We start from the raw sequence: 21412 nt of genomic DNA on the forward strand, positions 1-21412 counted from the left end.
TTATTGATGAAAATCGGTGTAATCGGTGGCGGCCAATTGGGCCGTATGCTGGCCCTGGCGGGTACGCCGCTGGGCATGAACTTCGCCTTCCTCGACCCAGCGCCGGATGCCTGCGCTGCAGCTCTGGGCGAACACCTGCGTGCTGACTACAGCGACCCGGACCACCTGCGCCAACTGGCTGATGAAGTTGACCTGGTGACCTTCGAGTTCGAAAGCGTCCCGGCTGAAACCGTGGCTTTCCTGTCGCAGTTCGTGCCGGTGTACCCAAGCGCCGAAGCCCTGCGCATCGCCCGCGACCGCTGGTTCGAAAAAAGCATGTTCAAGGACCTGGGCATCCCGACGCCGGCCTTCGCTGACATCCAGTCCCAGGCGGACCTGGACGCGGCCGTCGCCAGCATCGGCCTGCCGGCGGTGTTGAAAACCCGCACATTGGGTTACGACGGCAAGGGCCAGAAAGTCCTGCGCACCGCCGCCGATGTGGTCGGCACTTTTGCCGAGCTGGGCAGCGTTGCCTGCCTGCTGGAAGGCTTCGTGCCGTTCACCGGCGAAGTCTCGCTGATTGCCGTACGTGCCCGTGATGGCGAAACCCGCTTTTACCCGTTGGTGCACAACACCCACGTCAACGGCATCCTGAAAGTGTCGGTAGCCAGCACCGACCACCCGTTGCAGGCCCTGGCCGAAGACTATTCCAGCCGTGTGCTCAAGCAGCTGGATTACGTTGGTGTAATGGCGTTCGAGTTCTTTGAAGTCGACGGCGGCCTCAAGGCCAACGAAATCGCCCCGCGTGTGCACAACTCCGGGCACTGGACCACCGAAGGCGCCGAGTGCAGCCAGTTCGAAAACCACCTGCGGGCGGTGGCGGGCTTGCCGTTGGGCTCCACGGCCAAGGTCGGCGAGAGCGCCATGCTCAACTTTATCGGTGTCGTTCCGCCGGTAGAGCGCGTGATGGCGATCGACGATTGCCACGTGCATCACTACGGCAAGGCGTTCAAGGCCGGACGCAAAGTCGGCCACGCCAACCTGCGTTGCAAGGATCGTGCGACGTTGCAGGCGCAGATTCTCAAGGTTGAGGCGTTAATCGCCGAACAATAAGCCTGGCCATGGCGGGAACCATTGGGGCTCGCCGTCTCTCTGATTGCAGGATGCCAAAGCCTGACTAGGCTTTGGCATGACTCATACCAATCAGAGGGAAATGCCATGGGTATCATCGGAACCATTTTTATCGGCTTGATCGTCGGCCTGCTGGCGCGCTTCCTCAAGCCTGGCGACGACAGCATGGGCTGGATCATGACCATCCTGCTGGGTATCGCAGGTTCGCTGGCGGCCACCTACGGCGGTCAGGCCCTGGGGATCTACCAGGCTGGCCAGGGCGCGGGCTTCATCGGCGCGCTGGTAGGTGCCATCGTGTTGCTGGTGATCTACGGCCTGATCAAAAAGAAGTAATCAGCCGACAAAGTCCTCTGCGCTGCGCAGGCGCAGAGGGCTAGAATGCTCGGCACTTGTATTTGCCGAGCCTCTCCATGCGCCGTCTACTCTTGACTCTCCTCCTGCTGGGCTCTGGCCTGGCGCACGCCGGTGAACTGCCGGAAACCGACTGGCTGGACCTGATGCCGCTTTCGGACCAGAAAGCCCTCGAAGCCATGCCCGAGATCGACCATAACTCCCCCGAAGCCCAAGGTACGTTCACCGACAAGGGTGGCTTGAAGCAGAGCAAAGGCTTGCCGGCGGTGATGTACTCCACCAAGACCGTGGCGGCCATGAACGGCAAGAATATCCGCATTGGTGGGTATCCGGTGCCGTTGGAAACGGATGCCAAAGGTCGCAGCACGTTGTTCTTCCTGGTCCCGTATCCGGGCGCTTGCATTCACGTACCGCCACCGCCTCCTAACCAACTGGTGCTGGTGCGGTATCCCAAGGGGTTGAAGCTGGATGATATCTACACGCCGCTGTGGGTCACGGGCACGTTGAAGGTGGAGAAGGTCAATAATGACTTGGCCGATGCAGCGTATGCGCTGGAGGCAGGGAAGGTGCGGGTGGTGCAGGAGTCTGATCTCTAAAGCCCAAAGCATAACCCCTGTGGGAGCTGGCTTGCCTGCGATAGCAGCGCCTCGGTGTTCCTGACATACCGAGTTGTCTGCATCGCAGGCAAGCCAGCTCCCACATTGGATTGGATTTACAAGGCCAGGGCCGTGATGCGTACTCCCAAAGTGTGGCCTTCACCGGGCGCGAGGCTCACCACATCGTCCAGCACGTTGGCCGTCTCGATGCACAACATACCCTGCCAGCCGTCATCGGCCATATCGTCCAAAGCCTTGGCCCGTTCGGTCCAGGGGTTCCAGATCACGGTGGACTTCGAGCCTTCGCTGGTGAGTTGGACACGGCGCTGCCAGTCTTTATCGACAATGCTCAACTGCGCCGGTGTATCCAGGTAGATGCGATCCGTCTCGGCGGTGAAGTGCAGCAAGCCGGCTTGCTGCTTCTCGGTCCAGCCGTCGGCGGTATCGATATAGGCCAAGCCATCCAGGCCTTCGACCTGCACGTTGCGCACGTCGCTCACTGCGAAGTAGGTGTGCAATGCCTGGCTGAAGGTCACAGCGTCGGTGCCGCGGTTGTGGCTGGTCAGGTGGATGTGAAGTTGGTCGTCCAGCAGCAGGCTCAACTTCAACTCAACCTGATGGGGCCAGCCGGGAAAGCCGCCCGCAGGAACCGGCAGCACCAGTTCGATACGCAGGGTTTCACCTTCGACTGCCGTCTCGGCCAACGCCCAGAGCGCGGTGCGTGCAAAGCCGTGGGCACCGGCAGGCTGATCGCTCTGGCGCATGGCCTTTACGCTCTGAGGGTTACGCTCGAACACACCAAACCATGGCCAGCACACCGGTACGCCGGTACGGATGCCTTTGCCCTGCTTGAACACTGCCTCAGGGTTCGGCCAGATCAGCGGCTGTTCGCCCTCACGCTGGTAACTGAAGATATGCGCACCCTGTTGGGCCACCATCAGCTCGGCGCCGTTGTGGCGGATGCGCCAGCAGTCCAACTCGTCGATTTTCACTGTCTCAACGTGAGGCGTAGGCATAACAAGGCTCTCTTAAGTGGCAGGCAATGGGGCAATTGACCGTCAAAACCCGGCGAGGTTTAACGCGCCCGTGACGGTACCGAACGGGTGCGGCCGCTGCCGTCGATGGCGACGAACACAAATACCGCTTCGGTGACCTTGCGCCATTCGCTCGAAAGCGGGTCATCGCTCCACACCTCGACCATCATCTGGATCGAGCTGCGGCCGATTTCCAGGGCCTGGGTATAGAAGGAAAGCTGCGCGCCCACTGCTACCGGTACCAGGAAGGCCATGCGGTCAATGGCGACGGTGGCGACGCGCCCGCCGGCGACTTTGCTGGCCATTGCCGTGCCAGCCAGGTCCATCTGCGCGACCAGCCAGCCGCCGAAGATATCGCCAAAACCGTTGGTTTCACGCGGCAGTGCGGTGATTTGCAGGGCGAGATCGCCTTGCGGGATAGGATCTTCTTGTTCGAGTTCGATCATGCCGAGGGTGCCTCTGACCCGTGACGCTTCATGGGTATTTCAAGTGGATAGCCGTCTTCTCAGAAAAACGTTTCAGCACCAACATACACCGCTCGATGCGTTTCTCGTAAGGCGAACTAAAGGGAAACTCTGCCAAATCGGCTGGGTGGTACCCAACAGCGTTTTGGCACAGCAGCCCCTCAAAACAGCGGGTCTGGCGCTTGCACCGGCGAGTATATCGAGACCCTGGCGCCACGACGACCTCCCGACGCTCATTTGGTCGGTAAATAGACGCTGTATCGCGGCTTTTGCGCGCAACTGTGTTCCTGGCGCTGTGCTTTTTCAAGCGATTTGCTATCTTGCCAAACCCGCCGCAAGTCACGGGCGTGCAGTCCTTTACGATGATTACTATAAGAGAAGCCTTGCCATGTCCTCCGTGCCTGCAAGCAGTGCGCAACCCTCGCGCCCGCTGACCCGCAACGACTACAAAACCCTGTCGCTGTCTGCCTTGGGCGGGGCGCTGGAGTTCTACGACTTCATCATCTTTGTATTTTTCGCCACCGTGGTCGGGAAACTGTTCTTCCCCGTCGACATGCCCGAATGGCTGCGCATGATGCAGACCTTCGGCATCTTCGCCGCTGGCTACCTGGCCCGCCCCTTGGGCGGCATCATCATGGCGCACTTTGGTGACCTGCTGGGGCGCAAGAAGATGTTCACCCTGAGCATCTTCATGATGGCCGTACCCACCTTGATCATGGGCCTGCTGCCCACCTACGCGCAGATCGGCTTGTGGGCGCCGGTCCTGTTGCTGCTGATGCGCATCATCCAGGGCGCGGCGATTGGCGGCGAAGTACCGGGCGCCTGGGTGTTCGTCTCCGAGCACGTCCCGCCGCGCCACATCGGCTACGCCTGCGGCACCCTGACCAGCGGCCTCACCGCCGGTATTCTGCTGGGCTCGCTGGTGGCCACGGGCATCAATACGGTCTACACCCCCGAGCAGGTCTCCGATTACGCCTGGCGGATCCCGTTCCTGCTCGGCGGCGTATTCGGGCTGCTGTCGGTGTACTTGCGCCGCTGGCTGCATGAAACACCGATCTTCGCTGAGATGCAGCAACGCAAGAGCCTGGCTGCTGAGCTGCCGTTGCGCGCGGTGTTGCGCGATCACCGTGGGGCGATTGTGTTGTCGATGCTGCTGACCTGGCTGCTGTCGGCCGGTGTTGTTGTGGTCATCCTCATGACGCCGACCGTGCTGCAAACCCTCTATCACTTCAGCCCAACGGTGGCGCTGCAGGCCAACAGCCTGGCCATCGTGACCCTGAGCCTGGGTTGCATCGCCGCAGGTGCGCTGGCCGACCGTTTTGGCGCCGGTCGCGTGCTGGTCACCGGTTGCGCACTGTTGCTGGCGACTTCCTGGACGCTGTATCACAGCCTGATGGCGCATCCCGACTGGCTGTTCCCGTTGTATGCCCTGACCGGCCTGTTTGTCGGCACCATCGGCGTAGTGCCCTACGTGATGGTCAAGGCTTTCCCGCCGGTGGTGCGCTTCAGCGGCCTGTCGTTCTCCTACAACGTTGCTTATGCCGTGTTCGGCGGTTTGACGCCCTTGGCGGTGTCGCTGCTGATGAAAGAGAGCCCGATGGGCCCGGCTTATTACGTCGCCGTGCTGTGCGTGATGGGGATGCTGGTGGGCGGGTATCTGTGGAAACGCGGTCGTTGAAGCCTGCACATTCAGATAGTGGCCTTTCATCTAACTGTCACATTCCAGACATAGAGTGTTCACACGGCCTCCTGATACTTGGCCCCGATCCAACTATCCCTATCTGCTAGGAGCAAGGCATGAAACTGAAACGTTTGATGGCGGCAATGACTTTTGTCGCTGCTGGCGTTGCGACCGCCAACGCGGTGGCCGCTGGTGTTGATCCGGCAATTCCGGCTTACGTCAAGACCACTGGTGTGTCGGGCAACCTGTCCAGCGTCGGTTCCGATACCCTGGCTAACCTGATGACCCTGTGGGCCGAGGGTTACAAAAAGGAATACCCGAACGTCAACATCCAGATTCAAGCTGCCGGCTCTGCCACTGCGCCACCTGCGTTGACTGAAGGCACCTCCAACCTGGGCCCGATGAGCCGCAAGATGAAGGACACCGAACTGGCTGCCTTCGAGCAGAAGTACGGCTACAAGCCAACCGCTATCCCGGTTGCGGTGGATGCCCTGGCGGTATTTGTGCACAAGGACAACCCGATCCAGCACCTGACCATGGAACAGGTCGATGCGATCTTCTCCTCGACGCGTCTGTGCGGCGCCAAAGCCGATGTGAAAACCTGGGGCGACCTGGGTGTGACCGGCGACCTGGCCAACAAGCCAGTGCAATTGTTCGGGCGTAACTCGGTATCCGGCACCTACGGCTACTTCAAGGAAGAAGCCCTGTGCAAAGGCGACTACAAGCCTAACGTGAACGAACAACCGGGCTCGGCTTCGGTCGTGCAGTCGATCAGCTCCTCGCTCAACGGTATCGGTTACTCGGGCATCGGCTACAAGACCGCCAGTGTGAAGACCGTGGCCCTGGCCAAGAAAGGCAGCACTGACTTCATCGAAGACAGCGAAGAAAACGCCCTGAACGGCAAATACCCGCTGTCGCGTTTCCTCTACGTTTACGTCAACAAAGCCCCGAACAAGCCTCTGGCTCCGCTGGAAGCCGAGTTCGTGAAACTGGTGCTGTCCAAGCAGGGCCAGGAAGTGGTGGTGAAAGACGGCTACATCCCACTGCCTGCCAAAGTGGCCGCCAAGGCCCTGGCTGAGCTGGGTCTGAAAGAAGGCAACTAAGCCTGCGATACCTGATGTAGACGCATGCTTTTCTGTGGGAGCGGGCTTGCCCGCGATGCTGGCGACGCGGTTTAGCGTTGAAATCGTGTTGATGCCATCGCGGGCAAGCCCGCTCCCACATAAGCAGTCTGCATCCCTAATTTTTAATCCGCTGCCAGCCCTGCTTCGCGGCGGATTTGCTGCGTCACTGCACTGTCATCTTTCTGTCATACAGGATCGCTAGGGTGTGCGCATGAATGATCTGGCCAATTCCACCATGACGACAACTTCTCCCCCCAAGCGCATTGATTTCAATACGCCTGAGCTGCAACGCAAGCGCCGCATTCGCGCGCTCAAGGACCGCCTGACCCGCTGGTACGTGCTGGTCGGCGGCCTCGCCGTCCTCGGCGCCATCACCCTGATCTTCTTCTTTCTCGCCTACGTAGTCGCGCCGCTGTTCCAGGGCGCTTCGTTGACCAGGGAAGATGCGCTGACGCCCGCCTGGATGCAGGACGCCGGCAAGCCGTTGATGATCTCCCTCGAAGAACAGAACCAGGTCGCCATGCGGGTTTCCGACAAGGGCCAGGCGCTGTTCTTTGCCGTGGATAGCGGCGCCGAGCTCAAGCGTGTCGACCTGCCGATTCCGGCCGGTACCAGCGTTGCGTCTATTGGGGAAGACCAGCCGGGCAGCCCGTTGGTGATCCTCGGTTTGTCCAATGGTCAGTCCCTGGTGTTCCGTCACACCTATAAGGTGTCGTACCCGGACGGCAAGAAGACCATCACCCCGGCAATCGAATACCCCTACGGCGAAACGCCGATTGTGCTGGATGACGCTGGTCGCCCACTGGAGCACGTCGCTCTCAACGCCACCGACTCCACCCTGGTAGTGGCCGGCTCGGCCGGTTCGCATTTGAACGTGTTGTCGTTGAGCCGTGAAGAAAACATGATGACCGGTGAAGTCACCAGCGAGCAGAAGCGCATCGAGCTGCCGCAGATGACTGAGCCGGTGAAGGCGATCTTCATCGACCCACGCCAGCAGTGGCTGTACGTGATCAACGGCCGTGCACTGGCCGACGTGTTCAGCCTGCGCGACAAGAGCCTCAACGGGCGCTACAAGCTGCTGGAAGACGCTGATACGGAAATCACCGCCAGCACCCAGTTGGTCGGCGGCATCTCGCTGATCCTGGGTAACTCCAAAGGCGGCCTGGCCCAGTGGTTCATGGCCCGTGACGCGGATGGCGAACAGCGTCTGAAGCAGATCCGCACCTTCCAGATGGGCACTGCGCCCATCGTCGAAATCAGCGCTGAAGAGCGCCGCAAAGGCTTCACCGCCCTGGATGCTACTGGCCAGTTCGGCGTGTTCCACAGCACCGCCCATCGCACCCTGCTGGTGGACCCGGTGGTCGACGGCCAGGGTCTGTACGGCATGTCGCCCCGGGCCAACCGGGTGATCGTCGAAGCCGGCGGCAAGCTGCAACCGTTGGCGCTCGACAACCCGCACCCGGAAGTGTCGTGGAGCGCGTTGTGGAGCAAGGTCTGGTACGAGAACTACGACGAGCCTAAATACGTCTGGCAGTCCACCGCCGCCAATACCGATTTCGAACCCAAGATGAGCCTGGCCCCGCTGACCTTCGGCACCTTGAAGGCTGCGTTCTACGCCATGTTGCTGGCCGCGCCACTGGCGGTTGCGGCGGCGATCTACACCGCTTACTTCATGGCCCCGAGCTTGCGCCGCAAGGTCAAGCCGGTGATCGAATTGATGGAAGCCATGCCGACCGTGATCCTCGGTTTCTTCGCCGGCCTGTTCCTGGCGCCGTACGTAGAAGGGCATCTGCCGGGCATTTTCAGCCTGCTGATGCTGTTGCCGATTGGCATCCTGGTCGCCGGTTTTGTCTTCAGCCGCTTGCCCGAGTCGATTCGCCTGCGAGTGCCGGATGGCTGGGAAAGCGCGATTCTGATTCCGGTGATCCTGTTCGTGGGCTGGCTCTCGCTGTACATGAGCCCGTACCTGGAGACCTGGTTCTTTGGCGGCGACATGCGCATGTGGATCTCCCACGACCTGGGGATCACCTACGACCAGCGCAATGCCCTGGTGGTTGGCCTGGCCATGGGTTTCGCGGTAATCCCGAACATCTATTCCATCGCCGAAGACGCCGTGTTCAGCGTACCGCGCGGTTTGACGCTGGGCTCCCTGGCGCTGGGCGCCACGCCGTGGCAGACCATGACCCGTGTGGTGATCCTGACCGCCAGCCCGGGCATCTTCTCGGCACTGATGATCGGCATGGGCCGCGCAGTGGGTGAAACCATGATCGTACTGATGGCCACCGGTAACACCCCGGTGATGGAGATGAACCTGTTCGAGGGCCTGCGCACCCTGGCGGCCAACGTCGCGGTGGAAATGCCCGAGTCGGAAGTCGGCGGCAGTCACTACCGCGTACTGTTCCTCTCGGCGCTGGTGCTGCTGTTGTTCACCTTCATCATGAACACCCTCGCTGAGCTGATTCGTCAGCGTCTGCGCAAGAAATACTCGTCGCTTTAAGAAAGGTAGAAGTCTGTGAAACAGAACTCCCTGAATGGATGGTTCAAGAGCGGCGCCCCAGGCGTCTGGATCAGCGGTGGCGCGGTGTCCATCGCGGTCATCATGACCATTGGTTTGCTGGCTGTGATCGCGGTGCGGGGCCTGGGCCATTTCTGGCCGGCCGACCTGATCCAGGCCAACTACAACGTGCCAGGCCAGGCCAACCATATCGTCATCGGCGAAGTGGTGCAGAAAGAAGAAGTGCCGCGTGAGCGTCTGAAAAGCGCGGGCCTGCCGGTGCCGGACCAAGGCCCGGAATTCATGACCCGTGAGCTGATCAAGGTCGGCAACCGCGACCTGAACGGCAACGACTTCACCTGGATCGTCGGCGAATGGTTGAAGGACCAGACCAAACCGACCCACCTGATGGCCATTGAGCGCCGTGAATGGGGCAATTTCTACGGCACCCTGGTCAACGTCAAGCAGGACGGCAAGGTGATTGCCGAAGGCGAGGCCGCGTGGCCGGAGCTGCAAGCTCGCGTGGACCGTGTCAACAAGCTCGCCGCCCAGCTAAAGACCCTGGAAAAAACCGATATCGGTGCGATCAACGCCGGTCTGGAACGCATTCGCCTGCACGGTCGCAAACTGGAACTGGAGGGCAAGCTCGACGCCGCCGCCCAAGCCGATATGGACGCTGATCGCGCCGAACTCAACGCCCGCTATCAGGACATCGAAGCGCGCCTGGCCGACCTGCACGCCCAGTTCAACCGCGACGCCCTGACCGCCCGCGACGGCAACGGCAAGGAAGTGGAAATCGGCATCGGCAAAGTGGTGCACGCCTACCAGCCGAATGCCATGGGCACGATGACCAAAATCGGCTTCTACTTCAGCAAGGTCTGGGAATTTCTCAGCGACGACCCACGGGAAGCCAACACAGAAGGCGGGATCTTCCCGGCCATCTTCGGCACCGTGATGATGACCCTGATCATGGCGATGATCGTCACCCCGTTCGGCGTATTGGCGGCGGTGTACCTGCGTGAATACGCCAAGCAGAACACCCTGACCCGGGTGATTCGCATCGCCGTGAACAACCTGGCCGGTGTTCCGGCCATCGTCTACGGCGTGTTCGGCCTGGGGTTCTTCGTGTATGTGCTGGGTGGTTCGGTTGACCGCCTGTTCTTCGCCGAGGCCCTGCCGGCGCCGACCTTCGGTACCCCAGGCCTGCTCTGGGCCTCGCTGACCCTGGCGTTGCTGGCGGTGCCGGTGGTGATCGTGGCCACCGAAGAGGGTCTGGCGCGGATCCCTCGCACCGTGCGTGAAGGCTCCCTGGCACTGGGCGCGACCAAGGCGGAAACGCTGTGGAAGATCGTGCTGCCGATGGCCAGCCCGGCCATGATGACCGGCATGATCCTCGCCGTGGCCCGCGCCGCCGGTGAAGTGGCGCCGCTGATGCTGGTGGGTGTGGTGAAACTGGCGCCATCGCTGCCGCTGGACGGCAACTACCCGTACCTGCACCTGGACCAGAAGATCATGCACCTGGGCTTCCATATTTATGACGTCGGCTTCCAGAGCCCCAACGTCGAAGCGGCACGGCCTCTGGTGTACGCCACCGCCTTGCTGCTGGTGCTGGTGATTGCCACGCTCAACCTGTCGGCAGTGTGGATTCGAAACCACCTGCGCGAAAAATACAAAGCGCTGGACAGCTGACACGGTCCAATGTGGGAGCTGGCTTGCCTGCGATGCAGACGACGCGGTGTATCAGTAAGACCGCAGTGATGCCATCGCAGGCAAGCCAGCTCCCACAGACACAGAATTTGAGTAAGCCGCCCCGGCGGTTCAACGAAACGAATTGGTAGCACAGGGAGCATCCCATGCAACATGAAAACCATTCCCACGGCATCAACATGTCTGCCCTGGGTCGCGACAAGCAGAGCCTGAGCCTGGCCCAGGAAACCGTGGCCATCGAAGTACCGGGCCTGAGCCTCTACTACGGCGACAAACAAGCGCTGTTCGACGTCAGCATGAACATCCCCAAGCAACGCGTGACCGCCTTCATCGGCCCGTCCGGCTGCGGCAAGTCGACGTTGCTGCGCACGTTCAACCGCATGAACGACCTGGTGGACGGTTGCCGTGTGGAAGGCGCGATCAACCTCTATGGCACCAATATCTACCGCAAGGGCGAAGATGTGGCTGAGTTGCGTCGCCGGGTGGGCATGGTGTTCCAGAAGCCCAATCCGTTTCCCAAGACTATCTATGAAAACGTGGTCTATGGCCTGCGCATCCAGGGCATCAACAAGAAGCGTGTCCTCGATGAAGCCGTTGAGTGGGCGCTCAAGGGCGCGGCATTGTGGGACGAGGTCAAGGACCGCCTGCACGAATCGGCCCTCGGTTTGTCCGGCGGCCAGCAGCAGCGTCTGGTGATCGCCCGTACCATCGCCGTAGAGCCGGAAGTGCTGCTGCTCGACGAACCTTGCTCTGCGCTCGACCCGATTTCGACCCTGAAAGTCGAAGAGCTGATCTACGAGCTCAAGTCCAAGTTCACCATCGTGATCGTGACCCACAACATGCAACAGGCGGCGCGGGTTTCCGACTACACCGCGTTTATGTACATGGGCAAGCTGGTGGAGTTCGGCGATACCGATACCCTGTTCACCAATCCGGCGAAGAAGCAGACCGAAGACTACATCACCGGTCGCTACGGCTAGGAAGCTGTGGTTCTGATTGCACTGACGCTGCGGTTCTCCGCACCTTACCGGACGCTCCAAGGACGCCAACATGATTAGCAAAGAAGGCCTTACCCATCACATCTCCGCGCAGTTCAACGCCGAGCTTGAGGAAGTGCGCAGCCACCTCCTGGCGATGGGCGGGCTGGTGGAGAAGCAAGTCAATGATGCAGTCACTGCGCTGATCGAGGCCGACTCGGGCCTGGCCCAGCAGGTGCGCGAAATCGATGACCAGATCAATCAGATGGAACGCAATATCGACGAAGAGTGCCTGCGCATTCTTGCCCGTCGCCAGCCGGCAGCCTCGGACCTGCGTTTGATCATCAGCATCTCCAAGTCGGTGATCGACCTGGAGCGCATTGGCGACGAAGCCACCAAGATCGCCCGCCGTGCCATTCAACTGTGCGAAGAAGGTGAAGCGCCACGCGGTTACGTGGAAGTGCGCCATATCGGCGACCAGGTGCGCAACATGGTGCGCGATGCCCTCGATGCGTTTGCCCGTTTCGATGCCGACCTGGCCTTGTCGGTGGCCCAGTACGACAAGGTCATCGACCGCGAATACAAAACCGCCCTGCGTGAGCTGGCCACCTACATGATGGAAGATCCGCGCTCTATCTCGCGGGTCTTGAGCATTATCTGGGTGCTGCGCTCCCTGGAGCGGATCGGCGACCACGCGCGCAATATCTCGGAACTGGTGATCTACCTGGTACGCGGTACCGACGTGCGGCACATGGGCCTCAAGCGCATGAAGGCCGAAGTTGAAGGTTCAGCCGATCAAACACCTAATGTTCCGGGCGAACCTGACGATAAGTAAGGTTGCCCGTGAAATTAACGCCCGGCCATTGGCCGGGCGTTTTCGTTTGCGGCAGCTGAATTTTTTGCGCGGGCGGCGAATAAAGTCCGAACGTGACTGCGAGGTTTTGGCAAAATGCCATCAGTCAGGCGTACTGCCAGCCGAGGTTTTTATAGGATGAAGGGTCGATGAGCAAAGTCAGTGTATTGGTGGTGGATGACGCCTCGTTTATTCGCGACCTGGTGAAGAAGTGCCTGCGCAATTACTTCCCCGGAATCAAAATCGAAGATGCGGTGAACGGCAAAAAGGCGCAATCCATCCTGATGCGCGAAACCTTCGACCTGGTGCTGTGTGACTGGGAAATGCCGGAGATGTCGGGTCTTGAGCTCTTGACCTGGTGCCGCGAGCAAGCGCATCTGAAGGCCATGCCGTTCGTGATGGTGACCAGCCGCGGCGATAAGGAAAACGTGGTGCAGGCGATCCAGGCAGGCGTTTCCGGCTATGTCAGCAAGCCGTTCACCAACGAGCAGCTGCTGAACAAGGTCAAGCAGGCCCTGCACAAGATCGGCCGCCTTGACGCACTGATCGCCAGCGCGCCGACCAAGATGAACTCGGCCTTCGGTAACGACTCCCTGAGCGCCCTGACCGGCGGCAGACCCGAAGCCGTCAAGCCAGCCCCGGCCCCGGCGGCGGCGCCCAGCAAAGGCCTGCTCAACACCCCGCCCGTGAAGGCCCCAACAGCAGCGGCGCCGGCCGGCAGTCGTGGTCAGGGCCAGTTGCGCCTCGCAAGCGGCACCCAGCAATGCGTGATCAAGGCCCTGAGCATCAAGGAAGCGTTGCTGGTGGTAAAGCGTGGCGACGTCCTGCCTCAGGTACTGGAAAGCGCCGTACTCGACCTTGAGCAGGGCGACAATGCCGAAGTCGCACGGCTCAACGGCTACCTGCACGCGATCGTCGCCTACGAGCCCAAGCCCGACAGCGACTGGCTGCAACTGACTTTCCGTTTTATTGATCAGGATGCGCAGAAGCTGGACTACATCTCCCGCCTGATCGCCCGTGGCACCGCGCAGAAGCATTTCGTGCCGGGTGCGTGACCCTTCAAGGCGACGCTTAGTCCATGTGGGAGCGGGCTTGCCCGCGATAGCAATCTATCAGTCAACGATGCGCTGGCTGACCCACCGCTATCGCGGGCAAGCCCGCTCCCACACACAGCACTGCGCCTGCAGTCAGTCCAGCAGCAGCACCTTGGCCAACACAATCTTCGGCCCTTTCATCTTCTTGATGATGATCCGCAAGCCTTCCACTTCCAGCACTTCCTCTTCTTCCGGCACGCGCTTGAGCGTGTCGTAGATCAGGCCGGCCAGGGTTTCGGCTTCGATGTGGTCCAGGTCGACGCCCAGCAGGCGTTCGACTTTGAACAGCGGCGTGTCGCCACGTACCAGCAACTTGCCGGGCTGGTAGGCGAGGATGCCGCGTTCGGCCTTGCGGTGTTCATCCTGGATATCGCCCACCAGTACTTCCAGCACGTCTTCCATGGTCAGGTAGCCGATGATCTTGCCGTCGGCTTCCTCCACCAGGGCGAAGTGCGCACCGCCTTTGCGGAACTGCTCCAGCAGTTGCGACAACGGCATGTGCCGCGAGACGCGCTCCAGTGGGCGGGTCAGTTCGGCCAGGTTGAAGGATTCGGGAATATGGTCCAGTGCGGCCAGTTCCAGCAGCAGATCCTTGATGTGCAACAGGCCCACGAACTCATTGCGCACCGCGTCATACACCGGGTAACGGCTGAATTTGTGGCGACGGAACAGCGCGAGAATTTCCTTGAGTGGGGCGTTGAAGTCCAGGGTTACCAGGTCTTCCCGGGAGTTGGCCCAGTCCACCACTTCCAGCTCGCCCATTTCCACCGCAGAGGCCAGTACGCGCATACCTTGGTCGCTCGGGTCCTGGCCACGGCTGGAGTGCAGGATCAGTTTGAGCTCTTCGCGGCTGTAATGATGCTCATGGTGCGGGCCAGGCTCGCCTTGGCCGGCGATGCGCAGGATGGCGTTGGCACTGGCGTTGAGCAGGTAGATAGCCGGGTACATCGCCCAGTAGAACAGGTACAGCGGTACCGCGGTCCACAGCGACAGCAGCTCCGGCTTGCGAATCGCCCAGGATTTGGGCGCCAGCTCACCGACCACGATGTGCAGGTAGGAAATCACGAAGAACGCGGCAAAGAACGACACGCCCTTGATCACTTCCGGCGATTGCACGCCGATGGCGCCGAGCAGCGGTTCCAGGATATGCGCAAAGGCCGGCTCACCGACCCAGCCCAGGCCCAGGGATGCCAGGGTAATACCCAACTGGCAGGCCGACAGGTAGGCGTCGAGCTGACTGTGTACGGTGCGCAGTATCTGCCCGCGCCAGCCGTTTTTATGGGCGATGGCCTCGACCCGCGTGGCGCGCAATTTGACCATGGCAAATTCGGCCGCAACGAAGAAACCGTTGAGCAGTACCAGGATCAGTGCAAAAAGAATCATGCCGAAATCGGCAAAGAGAGTAGCGAGGGTGATACCAGGGGAAGGGTCCATGATGGGGTTTTGCAGGTTCCGTGTGTTCGATAAGGGATGACAGGTGAGCCTGAAAGGCAGGCGCAAGTCGGCCAATGTAGCGGCTGGCGGGGCGCTTGCCTAGTGCCCGCTGCCGGGCGGGGCTGCAATGCTTGCTTTGAAACAACACAAATCCAGTGTGGGAGCGGGCTTGCTCGCGAATGCGGCGGGTCAGTCAGTTTATTCATCCACTGATACACCGCATTCGCGAGCAAGCCCCACATTTAGCCCTGATGTGTTTCGAGATTATTTATCTTCTTCGAGTGCCCGCGAACGCGTTACCTGCGCCGGCGGAAAATGGCAGGTAAACGTACTGCCATGCCCCAGCACGCTGCTGATTTCCAGACGCGCCCGGTGGCGCAACAACACATGCTTGACGATAGCCAGGCCCAGTCCGGTGCCGCCGGTGTTGGAGTTGCGGCTGGAGTCAACGCGGTAGAAACGTTCGGTGAGGCGCGGCAGGTGCTTGGCGTCAATGCCGATACCCGAGTCCTGCACGCTCAGGTGCGCGCCCTGTTCGTCGGCCCACCAACGAATACGAATATTGCCCTTGTCCTGGGTGTACTTCACCGCGTTGAACACCAAATTGGAGAACGCGCTGCGTAACTCGCCCTCGCTGCCCTTGAGCAGCACCGTCGGGTCGGCTTCCAGAGTGATCTGCTGGCCGCGCTCGCCGGAGAGCGCCTGGGCGTCGTTCTTGATGGTTTGCAGCAGGCTTTGCACCGCCACCGGGTGGTTATCCGAGGGGTAATCGGTGGCCTCAAGCTTGGCCAGGAGCAGCAAGTCGTTGAGCAGGGTCTGCATACGCGAGCCTTGCTGCTGCATCTGCTGCAGGGCACGGCTCCAGCGTGGGTTGATCTCGTCGACATTGTCCAGCAGCGTCTCAAGGTAGCCGCAGATCACCGTCAGCGGTGTGCGAAGCTCGTGGGAGACGTTGGCGACGAAGTCTTTACGCATCTGTTCCAACTGATGGATACGGGTCACATCACGCACCAGCATCAAGTGTTCGTTGTTGCCGTAGCGCGTCAGGTACAACTGGATGCGAACGCGGTCGTTGGTAGGCGAGGGAATTTCCAGGGCTTCTTCGTAGTTGTCTTGCTCGAAGTATTCCTTGAAGCGCGGGTGACGCACCAGGTTGGTCACCGGCTGGCCACTGTCCTGGGGCGTCTTGAGACCCAGCAGGGTTTCGGCGGCGCGGTTCCACCATTCCAGGTTGCCGTCGCTGTCGAGCATGATCACCGCGTCCTTGAGCGCTGCGGTGGACTCCTGCACCCGGTCGATCACCGCTTGCAGGCGCCCGCGTACCCGTTGGTCGCGGCGTTGCAGATGATAGATGCTGTCGAACACCTCGCCCCACAGGCCATAGCCATCGGGCGGGGCCTCGTCGGGTTTGTGCTGGCGCAGCCATTCATGCAGGCGCAGCAATTGTTTGAGGGTCCAGCCCAGGTACAACGCGATGCCGGCGGCCAGGCTCCAGCCGTAATAGCCACTGATCAGCCCGACGAGCAGGCAAGCAGTGATCAACAGAAGCATGTGACGGATCAGGGTGCCATGCCAGTTCTGGTTCACTTAAACATGCGTCCTTGTCAGCTGTTAAGGGTGGAAGGGGCTGGCTCAGCTTTTGGTGGAAAACCGATAGCCGGTGCCGCGCACGGTTTGTACCAGATTCTCGTACGCATCGCCCAAGGCTTTGCGCAGACGGCGGATATGCACGTCCACGGTGCGCTCTTCCACATACACATTGCCGCCCCAGACCTGGTCCAGCAACTGGCCGCGGGTGTAGGCGCGTTCCTGGTGGGTCATGAAAAATTGCAGCAATCGGTATTCGGTCGGGCCCATCTCGGCGGGTTTGCCGTCGATGGTCACGCGGTGGCTGATCGGGTCCAGGATCAGGCCGTCGACTTCGATCGGCGCTTCGCCATCGGTCGGCCCGGCACGGCGCAATACGGCTTTGAGGCGTGCCACCAGCTCCCGAGGGGAGAATGGCTTGGTGATGTAATCATCGGCGCCGACTTCCAGGCCCTGGATCTTATTGTCCTCTTCACCTTTGGCGGTGAGCATGATGATCGGGATATCCCCGGTCAGCTCGTCACGCTTGAGGCGCCGAGCCAACTCGATACCGGATGTGCCGGGCAGCATCCAGTCGAGCAGGATCAGGTCCGGCTTGCGGTCGACGATAATGGCGTGGGCCTGCTGGGAGTTTTCCGCCTCCAGGCAGTCATAGCCGGCCATTTCCAACGCAACGGCGATCATCTCGCGAATGGGCGCTTCGTCGTCAACAATCAGAATGCTCCTGCCAACCATGCTCAAAATCCTCTTGTCATTTAACTGTCTTGCGCCGCATTAGATAACGGAATTATTGCAGTCGTGTGACAGTAATTTAGTCGCTTGGGCAATTCAGGGCACTCTGAACTACCCTTTGGGTCCGAATCCTGACAACCACAAAAGGAAGGTTCCGATGACTTACAGCACGATTTCCTGGAAAGCCCTGCTGGTTTCAGCAGCGTTGACGCTGCCGGGCCTGGCGTTTGCGGCCGACCCGGCGATGACTAAAGATGGGATGTTGGTGGATCACAACAAAATGACGCTCTATACCTTCGACAAGGACGCCGATGGCAAGTCCGTGTGCAAGGACCAGTGCGCGACCAACTGGCCGCCGCTCAAAGCAGAATCCACCGACACCAAGAGCGGCGATTGGACGGTGATCACCCGCGACGACCAGACCAGCCAGTGGGCCTACAAAGGCAAGCCTGTCTACACCTACAAGGAAGACACGAAAGCCGGTGACAAGACCGGTGATGGCAAGGGTAGCGTCTGGCACATCATCAAGCCGTAAGCCTGCGGGGCTGCTGAATCCATCGGGGGCAAGCCCCCTCCCACACTTGAATGTATTCACACATCAAAATGTGGGAGGGGGCTTGCCCCCGATGGCGTCAGTCCTGCACTACCGAACCGCGTAATCCACCACAATCCCGACAAAAATCGCCAACCCCGCCCAATGGTTGTGCAAAAACGCCTTGAAGCACTTCATGCGGTCCCTGTCTCGCGTGTACCAGAACTCCCAGGCAAAACAGCCCGCCGCCGCCAGCAGCCCCAGCTGGAACCAACCCCCCAGCTCAAACCGCGCGCCGGCCAGCAACAGGCACACCAGCGACAGCCCTTGCAAAGTCAGAATGATCACGCGATCAGCATCGCCGAACAGGATGGCGGTGGATTTCACTCCGATCTTCAAGTCGTCATCACGGTCGGTCATGGCGTAATAGGTGTCGTAGCCCACGGTCCACAACAGGTTGGCGATATACAGCAACCACGCGGTGGCGGGCAGGTGACCGGTCTCGGCGGTAAACGCCATCGGCATGCCCCAGGAAAACGCCGCGCCCAGCACTACCTGCGGGTAGTAGGTGTAGCGCTTCATGAACGGGTAGCTGGCCGCCAGCGCCAGGCCGCCCAGGGAGAGCAGGATCGTGCTGGCGTTGGTCAGCAGCACCAGCAGAAAGCTGATGCCCATCAATACGGCAAAAAATACCAATGCTTCTTTAGAGCTGATCTTGCCGCTCACCAGCGGGCGTTGCTCGGTGCGCTTCACATGGCCATCGACCTTGCGGTCGGCCCAGTCATTGATCACGCAGCCGCCGGCGCGGGTGAGTACAACGCCCAGCACGAAAATCACGATATTGATCAACGACGGCGAACCCTTGCCGGCGATCCACAGCGCCCACAGTGTCGGCCACAGCAGCAGGTAGATGCCGATGGGCTTGTCCATGCGTGTCAACTGAATGAAATCCCAGGCCCTGGGGTTCAGGCGGTTCAAGGACTTGAGCAGACGTTGGTACATCAGCAGTTCTCCGGATGATCGTGCAACGCGTGCCAGAAACTCGGCAAAAAGACTTCTGCCACCAGCACGCTCAGCGCGCCGCGATCGAAGCGCGAGCGACGTGCCCACAGATTATCGGCCTGGTCCGCTGTCGGCAGCCAGGCACGAGGGTAGTGACACACTTCAATGGCCTGGCGGGTAAAGGCGCGGTCGCAGAACAACAGCTCCCCCAGCGAACGGCTGCCCAACTCGTCCATGTGCAGCCCATCGCCCTGCAAGGCACTGCGCGCCGCCACGCTGCGGGCAAACACCCACGGCTGGCCATGTCCGCGCAAATAGACCTCGCGCACCCAACCGATACTGGCCGGCGGCAGGTCCAGAGCGGCGCATTCGTCGTCGCGCAACGGTTGCCAGCCTTCGAACAGCGGCGTCACGCTGAAACCCTCGTTGGACAGCCCGGTCAGCCGCCGGGTCAGCGAGCCTTCGTCAAACAGCCAGTTGAGGGTCAAGGGCGTGGGCAGGGGGCTGAGAAGGCTCTGGGTCAGCCATCGGCAAGCATCGGAAGGGGCGATTGAGTGCGGCACGGTGAGTCAGTATTGGCAGCAAAAGAGGCGGCGAGCTTACCATGGCACCCTGAACTTTTGCCGCGCCAAACCGGCCGTTTGCGCCGATCGTGCTTGCATCTGCCGGCCCCGATCAGTACAAAACGCCCTGAGCCGTGCGGCAACGCTGGATCCATCGACCGCCGGCCAACATGCCTGGACTTGAGGAAGCACGTAATGAAGAAGTGGCAATGTATCGTCTGTGGCTTGATCTACAACGAAGCGGACGGCTGGCCGGATGACGGAATCGCTCCGGGCACGCTGTGGCAAGACGTCCCGGAAGATTGGCTGTGCCCGGACTGCGGCGTGGGCAAAATGGATTTCGAAATGATCGAAATCGGCTAATTCTTAGTTTAAGACACGTACTACAAGGAGAAAGGAATGAACGCACCTGTCGTGATCATCGGCACAGGATTGGCCGGTTACAACGTAGCCCGGGAGTTTCGCAAGCTCGACAGCGAGACCCCATTGCTGCTGATCACCGCGGATGACGGGCGCTCCTACTCCAAGCCCATGCTCTCCACCGGTTTTGGCAAGAACAAGGAAGCCGATGGTCTGAGCATGGCCGAACCTGGCGCCATGGCTGAGCAACTCAAGGCCCAAGTGCGCACCCATACGCGCATCAGCGGCATCGACCCGGGCCACAAGCGCCTCTGGATCGGCGAGGAAGCGGTGGCCTACCGCGACCTGGTCCTGGCCTGGGGCGCAGAAACCGTGCGCGTACCGGTCGAAGGCGATGGGGCTGAACTGATTTTCCCGATCAACGACCTGGAAGACTACGCGCGCTTTCGTGCTGCGGCTGCCGGCAAACGGCGCGTGCTGCTGCTGGGCGCCGGCCTGATCGGCTGCGAATTTGCCAATGACCTGATCCTCGGCGGCTATGAAGTCGATCTGGTTGCGCCGTGCGAGCAGGTCATGCCGACCCTGCTGCACCCGGCAGCTGCCGCAGCGGTGCAAGCCGGGCTGGAAGGTATCGGTGCGCGTTTCCACCTGGGCCCGGTGCTCAATCGCCTGCAACGCACGGCTGATGGCCTTGAAGCGCACCTGTCGGATGGTGATGTGATCCACTGTGACCTGGTGGTGTCCGCCATCGGCCTGCGCCCACGTGTAGACCTGGCCGCCGCCGCCGGCCTGCAAATCAACCGCGGGATCATGGTGGACCGTCACCTCAAGACCTCCCACGCCAACATCTACGCCCTGGGCGATTGCGCCGAGGTCGACGGCTTGAACTTGCTGTACGTGATGCCGCTGATGAGTTGCGCCCGTGCCCTGGCGCAAACCTTGGCCGGCAATGCCACGGCGGTGAGCTATGGGCCAATGCCGATCACCGTCAAAACCCCAGTCTGCCCGCTGGTGGTGTCACCTGCGCCACGGGGCACTGAAGGTGTGTGGAGCGTCGAAGGGCAGGGCGCCGACATCAAGGCGCTGTGTCGCGATGCCAGCGGCCGATTGCTGGGTTACGCGTTGACCGGCAGTGTCGTCATGGAAAAACTGGCGCTGAACAAAGAACTCCCACCGTTGCTGGCGTAAATGCCAGTCGTTCTGTCGGAATCAGCACCTTTTGGCCTGTAGAAAGGTCGCCGCGAGACTGGCGCGGCGCCCGAGGGCGTGCCATCCTCACTCCCGTCTGCCGCAGAGTAGAGCCTGCGGCGCCTTGGGCGCTGCTCCACCAGAGAGCAGCACGGACATAACAACAAAAAACCGTCAAAGAGGCTTCATTTATGCGTAAACCAGATCTCGCAGCCGCCATCGCTGAAAAAGCAGACCTCACCAAAGAACAGGCCAACCGCGTTCTCAACGCCGTACTCGAAGAAATCACCGGCGCCCTGCACCGCAAGGACAGCGTCACCCTGGTCGGCTTCGGCACTTTCCTGCAACGCCACCGCGGCGCCCGTACTGGCAAGAACCCGCAAACCGGTGAGCCTGTGAAAATCAAGGCGAGCAACACCGTAGCGTTCAAGCCGGGCAAGTCGCTCAAAGACAGCGTCAACCCGTAAGTAAGCGGTACCGTCTCGAAGGGAGGCGGGGCGGTAAAGAAAATGGGCACGCCGACGGGGTC

21 protein-coding genes are annotated in these 21412 nt (G+C 60.8%); 14 read left to right on the forward strand and 7 right to left on the reverse strand.

The window, feature by feature from the left end; all coding sequences use genetic code 11:
* Positions 1-6 precede the first annotated feature (6 nt).
* From JFT63_RS10375 to JFT63_RS10385, 3 genes are all read left to right on the forward strand, one after another.
* Positions 7-1092, forward strand: coding sequence for a 5-(carboxyamino)imidazole ribonucleotide synthase (locus tag JFT63_RS10375; protein ID WP_054916926.1), 1086 nt, complete (start codon positions 7-9; stop codon positions 1090-1092).
* A gap of 105 nt (positions 1093-1197) precedes the next feature.
* Positions 1198-1443, forward strand: coding sequence for a GlsB/YeaQ/YmgE family stress response membrane protein (locus JFT63_RS10380; RefSeq protein WP_005792540.1), 246 nt, complete (start codon positions 1198-1200; stop codon positions 1441-1443).
* Between the two features lie 77 nt (positions 1444-1520).
* On the forward strand, positions 1521-2057 hold the full coding sequence (locus tag JFT63_RS10385) for a DUF3299 domain-containing protein (RefSeq protein ID WP_057701925.1): 537 nt from the start codon (positions 1521-1523) through the stop codon (positions 2055-2057).
* A 116-nt stretch (positions 2058-2173) separates the two neighbouring features.
* Here the strand turns inward: JFT63_RS10385 and JFT63_RS10390 are convergent, their stop codons facing one another.
* The gene (locus JFT63_RS10390; RefSeq protein ID WP_057701926.1) at positions 2174-3073 is read right to left on the reverse strand and encodes a D-hexose-6-phosphate mutarotase; all 900 of its coding nucleotides are present in this window, start codon (positions 3071-3073) and stop codon (positions 2174-2176) included.
* Positions 3074-3132: 59 nt separating this feature from the next.
* The gene (locus JFT63_RS10395; RefSeq protein ID WP_003176975.1) at positions 3133-3537 is read right to left on the reverse strand and encodes an acyl-CoA thioesterase; all 405 of its coding nucleotides are present in this window, start codon (positions 3535-3537) and stop codon (positions 3133-3135) included.
* A gap of 406 nt (positions 3538-3943) precedes the next feature.
* Here JFT63_RS10395 and JFT63_RS10400 point away from each other — a divergent pair, with 406 nt between their 5' ends.
* From JFT63_RS10400 to JFT63_RS10430, 7 genes are all read left to right on the forward strand, one after another.
* A complete protein-coding gene (locus JFT63_RS10400) occupies positions 3944-5233 on the forward strand; it encodes an MFS transporter (RefSeq protein WP_057701927.1) in 1290 nt (429 codons plus the stop codon).
* Between the two features lie 119 nt (positions 5234-5352).
* Complete coding sequence (locus JFT63_RS10405) at positions 5353-6339, forward strand: phosphate ABC transporter substrate-binding protein PstS (RefSeq protein WP_005792536.1); 987 nt, start codon at positions 5353-5355, stop codon at positions 6337-6339.
* A 484-nt stretch (positions 6340-6823) separates the two neighbouring features.
* A complete protein-coding gene (locus JFT63_RS10410) occupies positions 6824-8857 on the forward strand; it encodes an ABC transporter permease subunit (protein ID WP_198843925.1) in 2034 nt (677 codons plus the stop codon).
* 15 nt (positions 8858-8872) lie between these two features.
* The gene (pstA, locus tag JFT63_RS10415; protein WP_057701929.1) at positions 8873-10543 is read left to right on the forward strand and encodes a phosphate ABC transporter permease PstA; all 1671 of its coding nucleotides are present in this window, start codon (positions 8873-8875) and stop codon (positions 10541-10543) included.
* A 164-nt stretch (positions 10544-10707) separates the two neighbouring features.
* Positions 10708-11541, forward strand: coding sequence for a phosphate ABC transporter ATP-binding protein PstB (gene pstB / locus JFT63_RS10420; RefSeq protein WP_057701930.1), 834 nt, complete (start codon positions 10708-10710; stop codon positions 11539-11541).
* Between the two features lie 70 nt (positions 11542-11611).
* Positions 11612-12373, forward strand: a complete 762-nt coding sequence (gene phoU / locus JFT63_RS10425) for a phosphate signaling complex protein PhoU (RefSeq protein ID WP_017528598.1) — start codon at positions 11612-11614, stop codon at positions 12371-12373.
* Positions 12374-12540: 167 nt separating this feature from the next.
* A complete protein-coding gene (locus tag JFT63_RS10430; protein WP_057701931.1) occupies positions 12541-13446 on the forward strand; it encodes a response regulator in 906 nt (301 codons plus the stop codon).
* A 132-nt stretch (positions 13447-13578) separates the two neighbouring features.
* Here the strand turns inward: JFT63_RS10430 and JFT63_RS10435 are convergent, their stop codons facing one another.
* From JFT63_RS10435 to phoB, 3 genes are all read right to left on the reverse strand, one after another.
* On the reverse strand, positions 13579-14919 hold the full coding sequence (locus tag JFT63_RS10435; protein WP_057701932.1) for a hemolysin family protein: 1341 nt from the start codon (positions 14917-14919) through the stop codon (positions 13579-13581).
* Between the two features lie 264 nt (positions 14920-15183).
* Positions 15184-16470 carry a phosphate regulon sensor histidine kinase PhoR gene (phoR, locus tag JFT63_RS10440; protein ID WP_233102278.1) on the reverse strand — a complete coding sequence of 429 codons (1287 nt, stop codon included), beginning with the start codon at positions 16468-16470 and terminating at the stop codon, positions 15184-15186.
* Between the two features lie 81 nt (positions 16471-16551).
* Positions 16552-17241, reverse strand: a complete 690-nt coding sequence (phoB, locus tag JFT63_RS10445; RefSeq protein ID WP_005792526.1) for a phosphate regulon transcriptional regulator PhoB — start codon at positions 17239-17241, stop codon at positions 16552-16554.
* A gap of 154 nt (positions 17242-17395) precedes the next feature.
* On the opposite strand from phoB, the gene JFT63_RS10450 reads away from it, so the two are divergent.
* Positions 17396-17773 (forward strand): COG4315 family predicted lipoprotein, encoded by a 378-nt coding sequence (locus tag JFT63_RS10450; protein ID WP_198843894.1) that lies wholly within the window; start codon positions 17396-17398, stop codon positions 17771-17773.
* A gap of 108 nt (positions 17774-17881) precedes the next feature.
* On the opposite strand, the gene ubiA is transcribed toward JFT63_RS10450, so the two are convergent.
* On the reverse strand, positions 17882-18772 hold the full coding sequence (ubiA, locus tag JFT63_RS10455) for a 4-hydroxybenzoate octaprenyltransferase (protein WP_057701935.1): 891 nt from the start codon (positions 18770-18772) through the stop codon (positions 17882-17884).
* Positions 18772-19335: a chorismate--pyruvate lyase family protein gene (locus tag JFT63_RS10460; protein WP_198843895.1), complete on the reverse strand. Its 564-nt coding sequence runs from the start codon at positions 19333-19335 to the stop codon at positions 18772-18774. Before JFT63_RS10460 ends, ubiA begins: the two co-directional genes overlap by 1 nt.
* 195 nt (positions 19336-19530) lie before the next feature.
* On the opposite strand from JFT63_RS10460, the gene JFT63_RS10465 reads away from it, so the two are divergent.
* From JFT63_RS10465 to JFT63_RS10475, 3 genes are all read left to right on the forward strand, one after another.
* Positions 19531-19698: a rubredoxin gene (locus JFT63_RS10465; protein ID WP_002555879.1), complete on the forward strand. Its 168-nt coding sequence runs from the start codon at positions 19531-19533 to the stop codon at positions 19696-19698.
* Between the two features lie 36 nt (positions 19699-19734).
* Positions 19735-20883: an NAD(P)/FAD-dependent oxidoreductase gene (locus tag JFT63_RS10470; RefSeq protein WP_057701937.1), complete on the forward strand. Its 1149-nt coding sequence runs from the start codon at positions 19735-19737 to the stop codon at positions 20881-20883.
* A 191-nt stretch (positions 20884-21074) separates the two neighbouring features.
* A complete protein-coding gene (locus tag JFT63_RS10475; protein WP_003195589.1) occupies positions 21075-21350 on the forward strand; it encodes an HU family DNA-binding protein in 276 nt (91 codons plus the stop codon).
* Positions 21351-21412: the final 62 nt, after the last annotated feature.

Origin of the sequence: Pseudomonas sp. MF7453, from assembly GCF_016405455.1 — a bacterium.
Lineage (GTDB): Bacteria > Pseudomonadota > Gammaproteobacteria > Pseudomonadales > Pseudomonadaceae > Aquipseudomonas > Aquipseudomonas paralactis.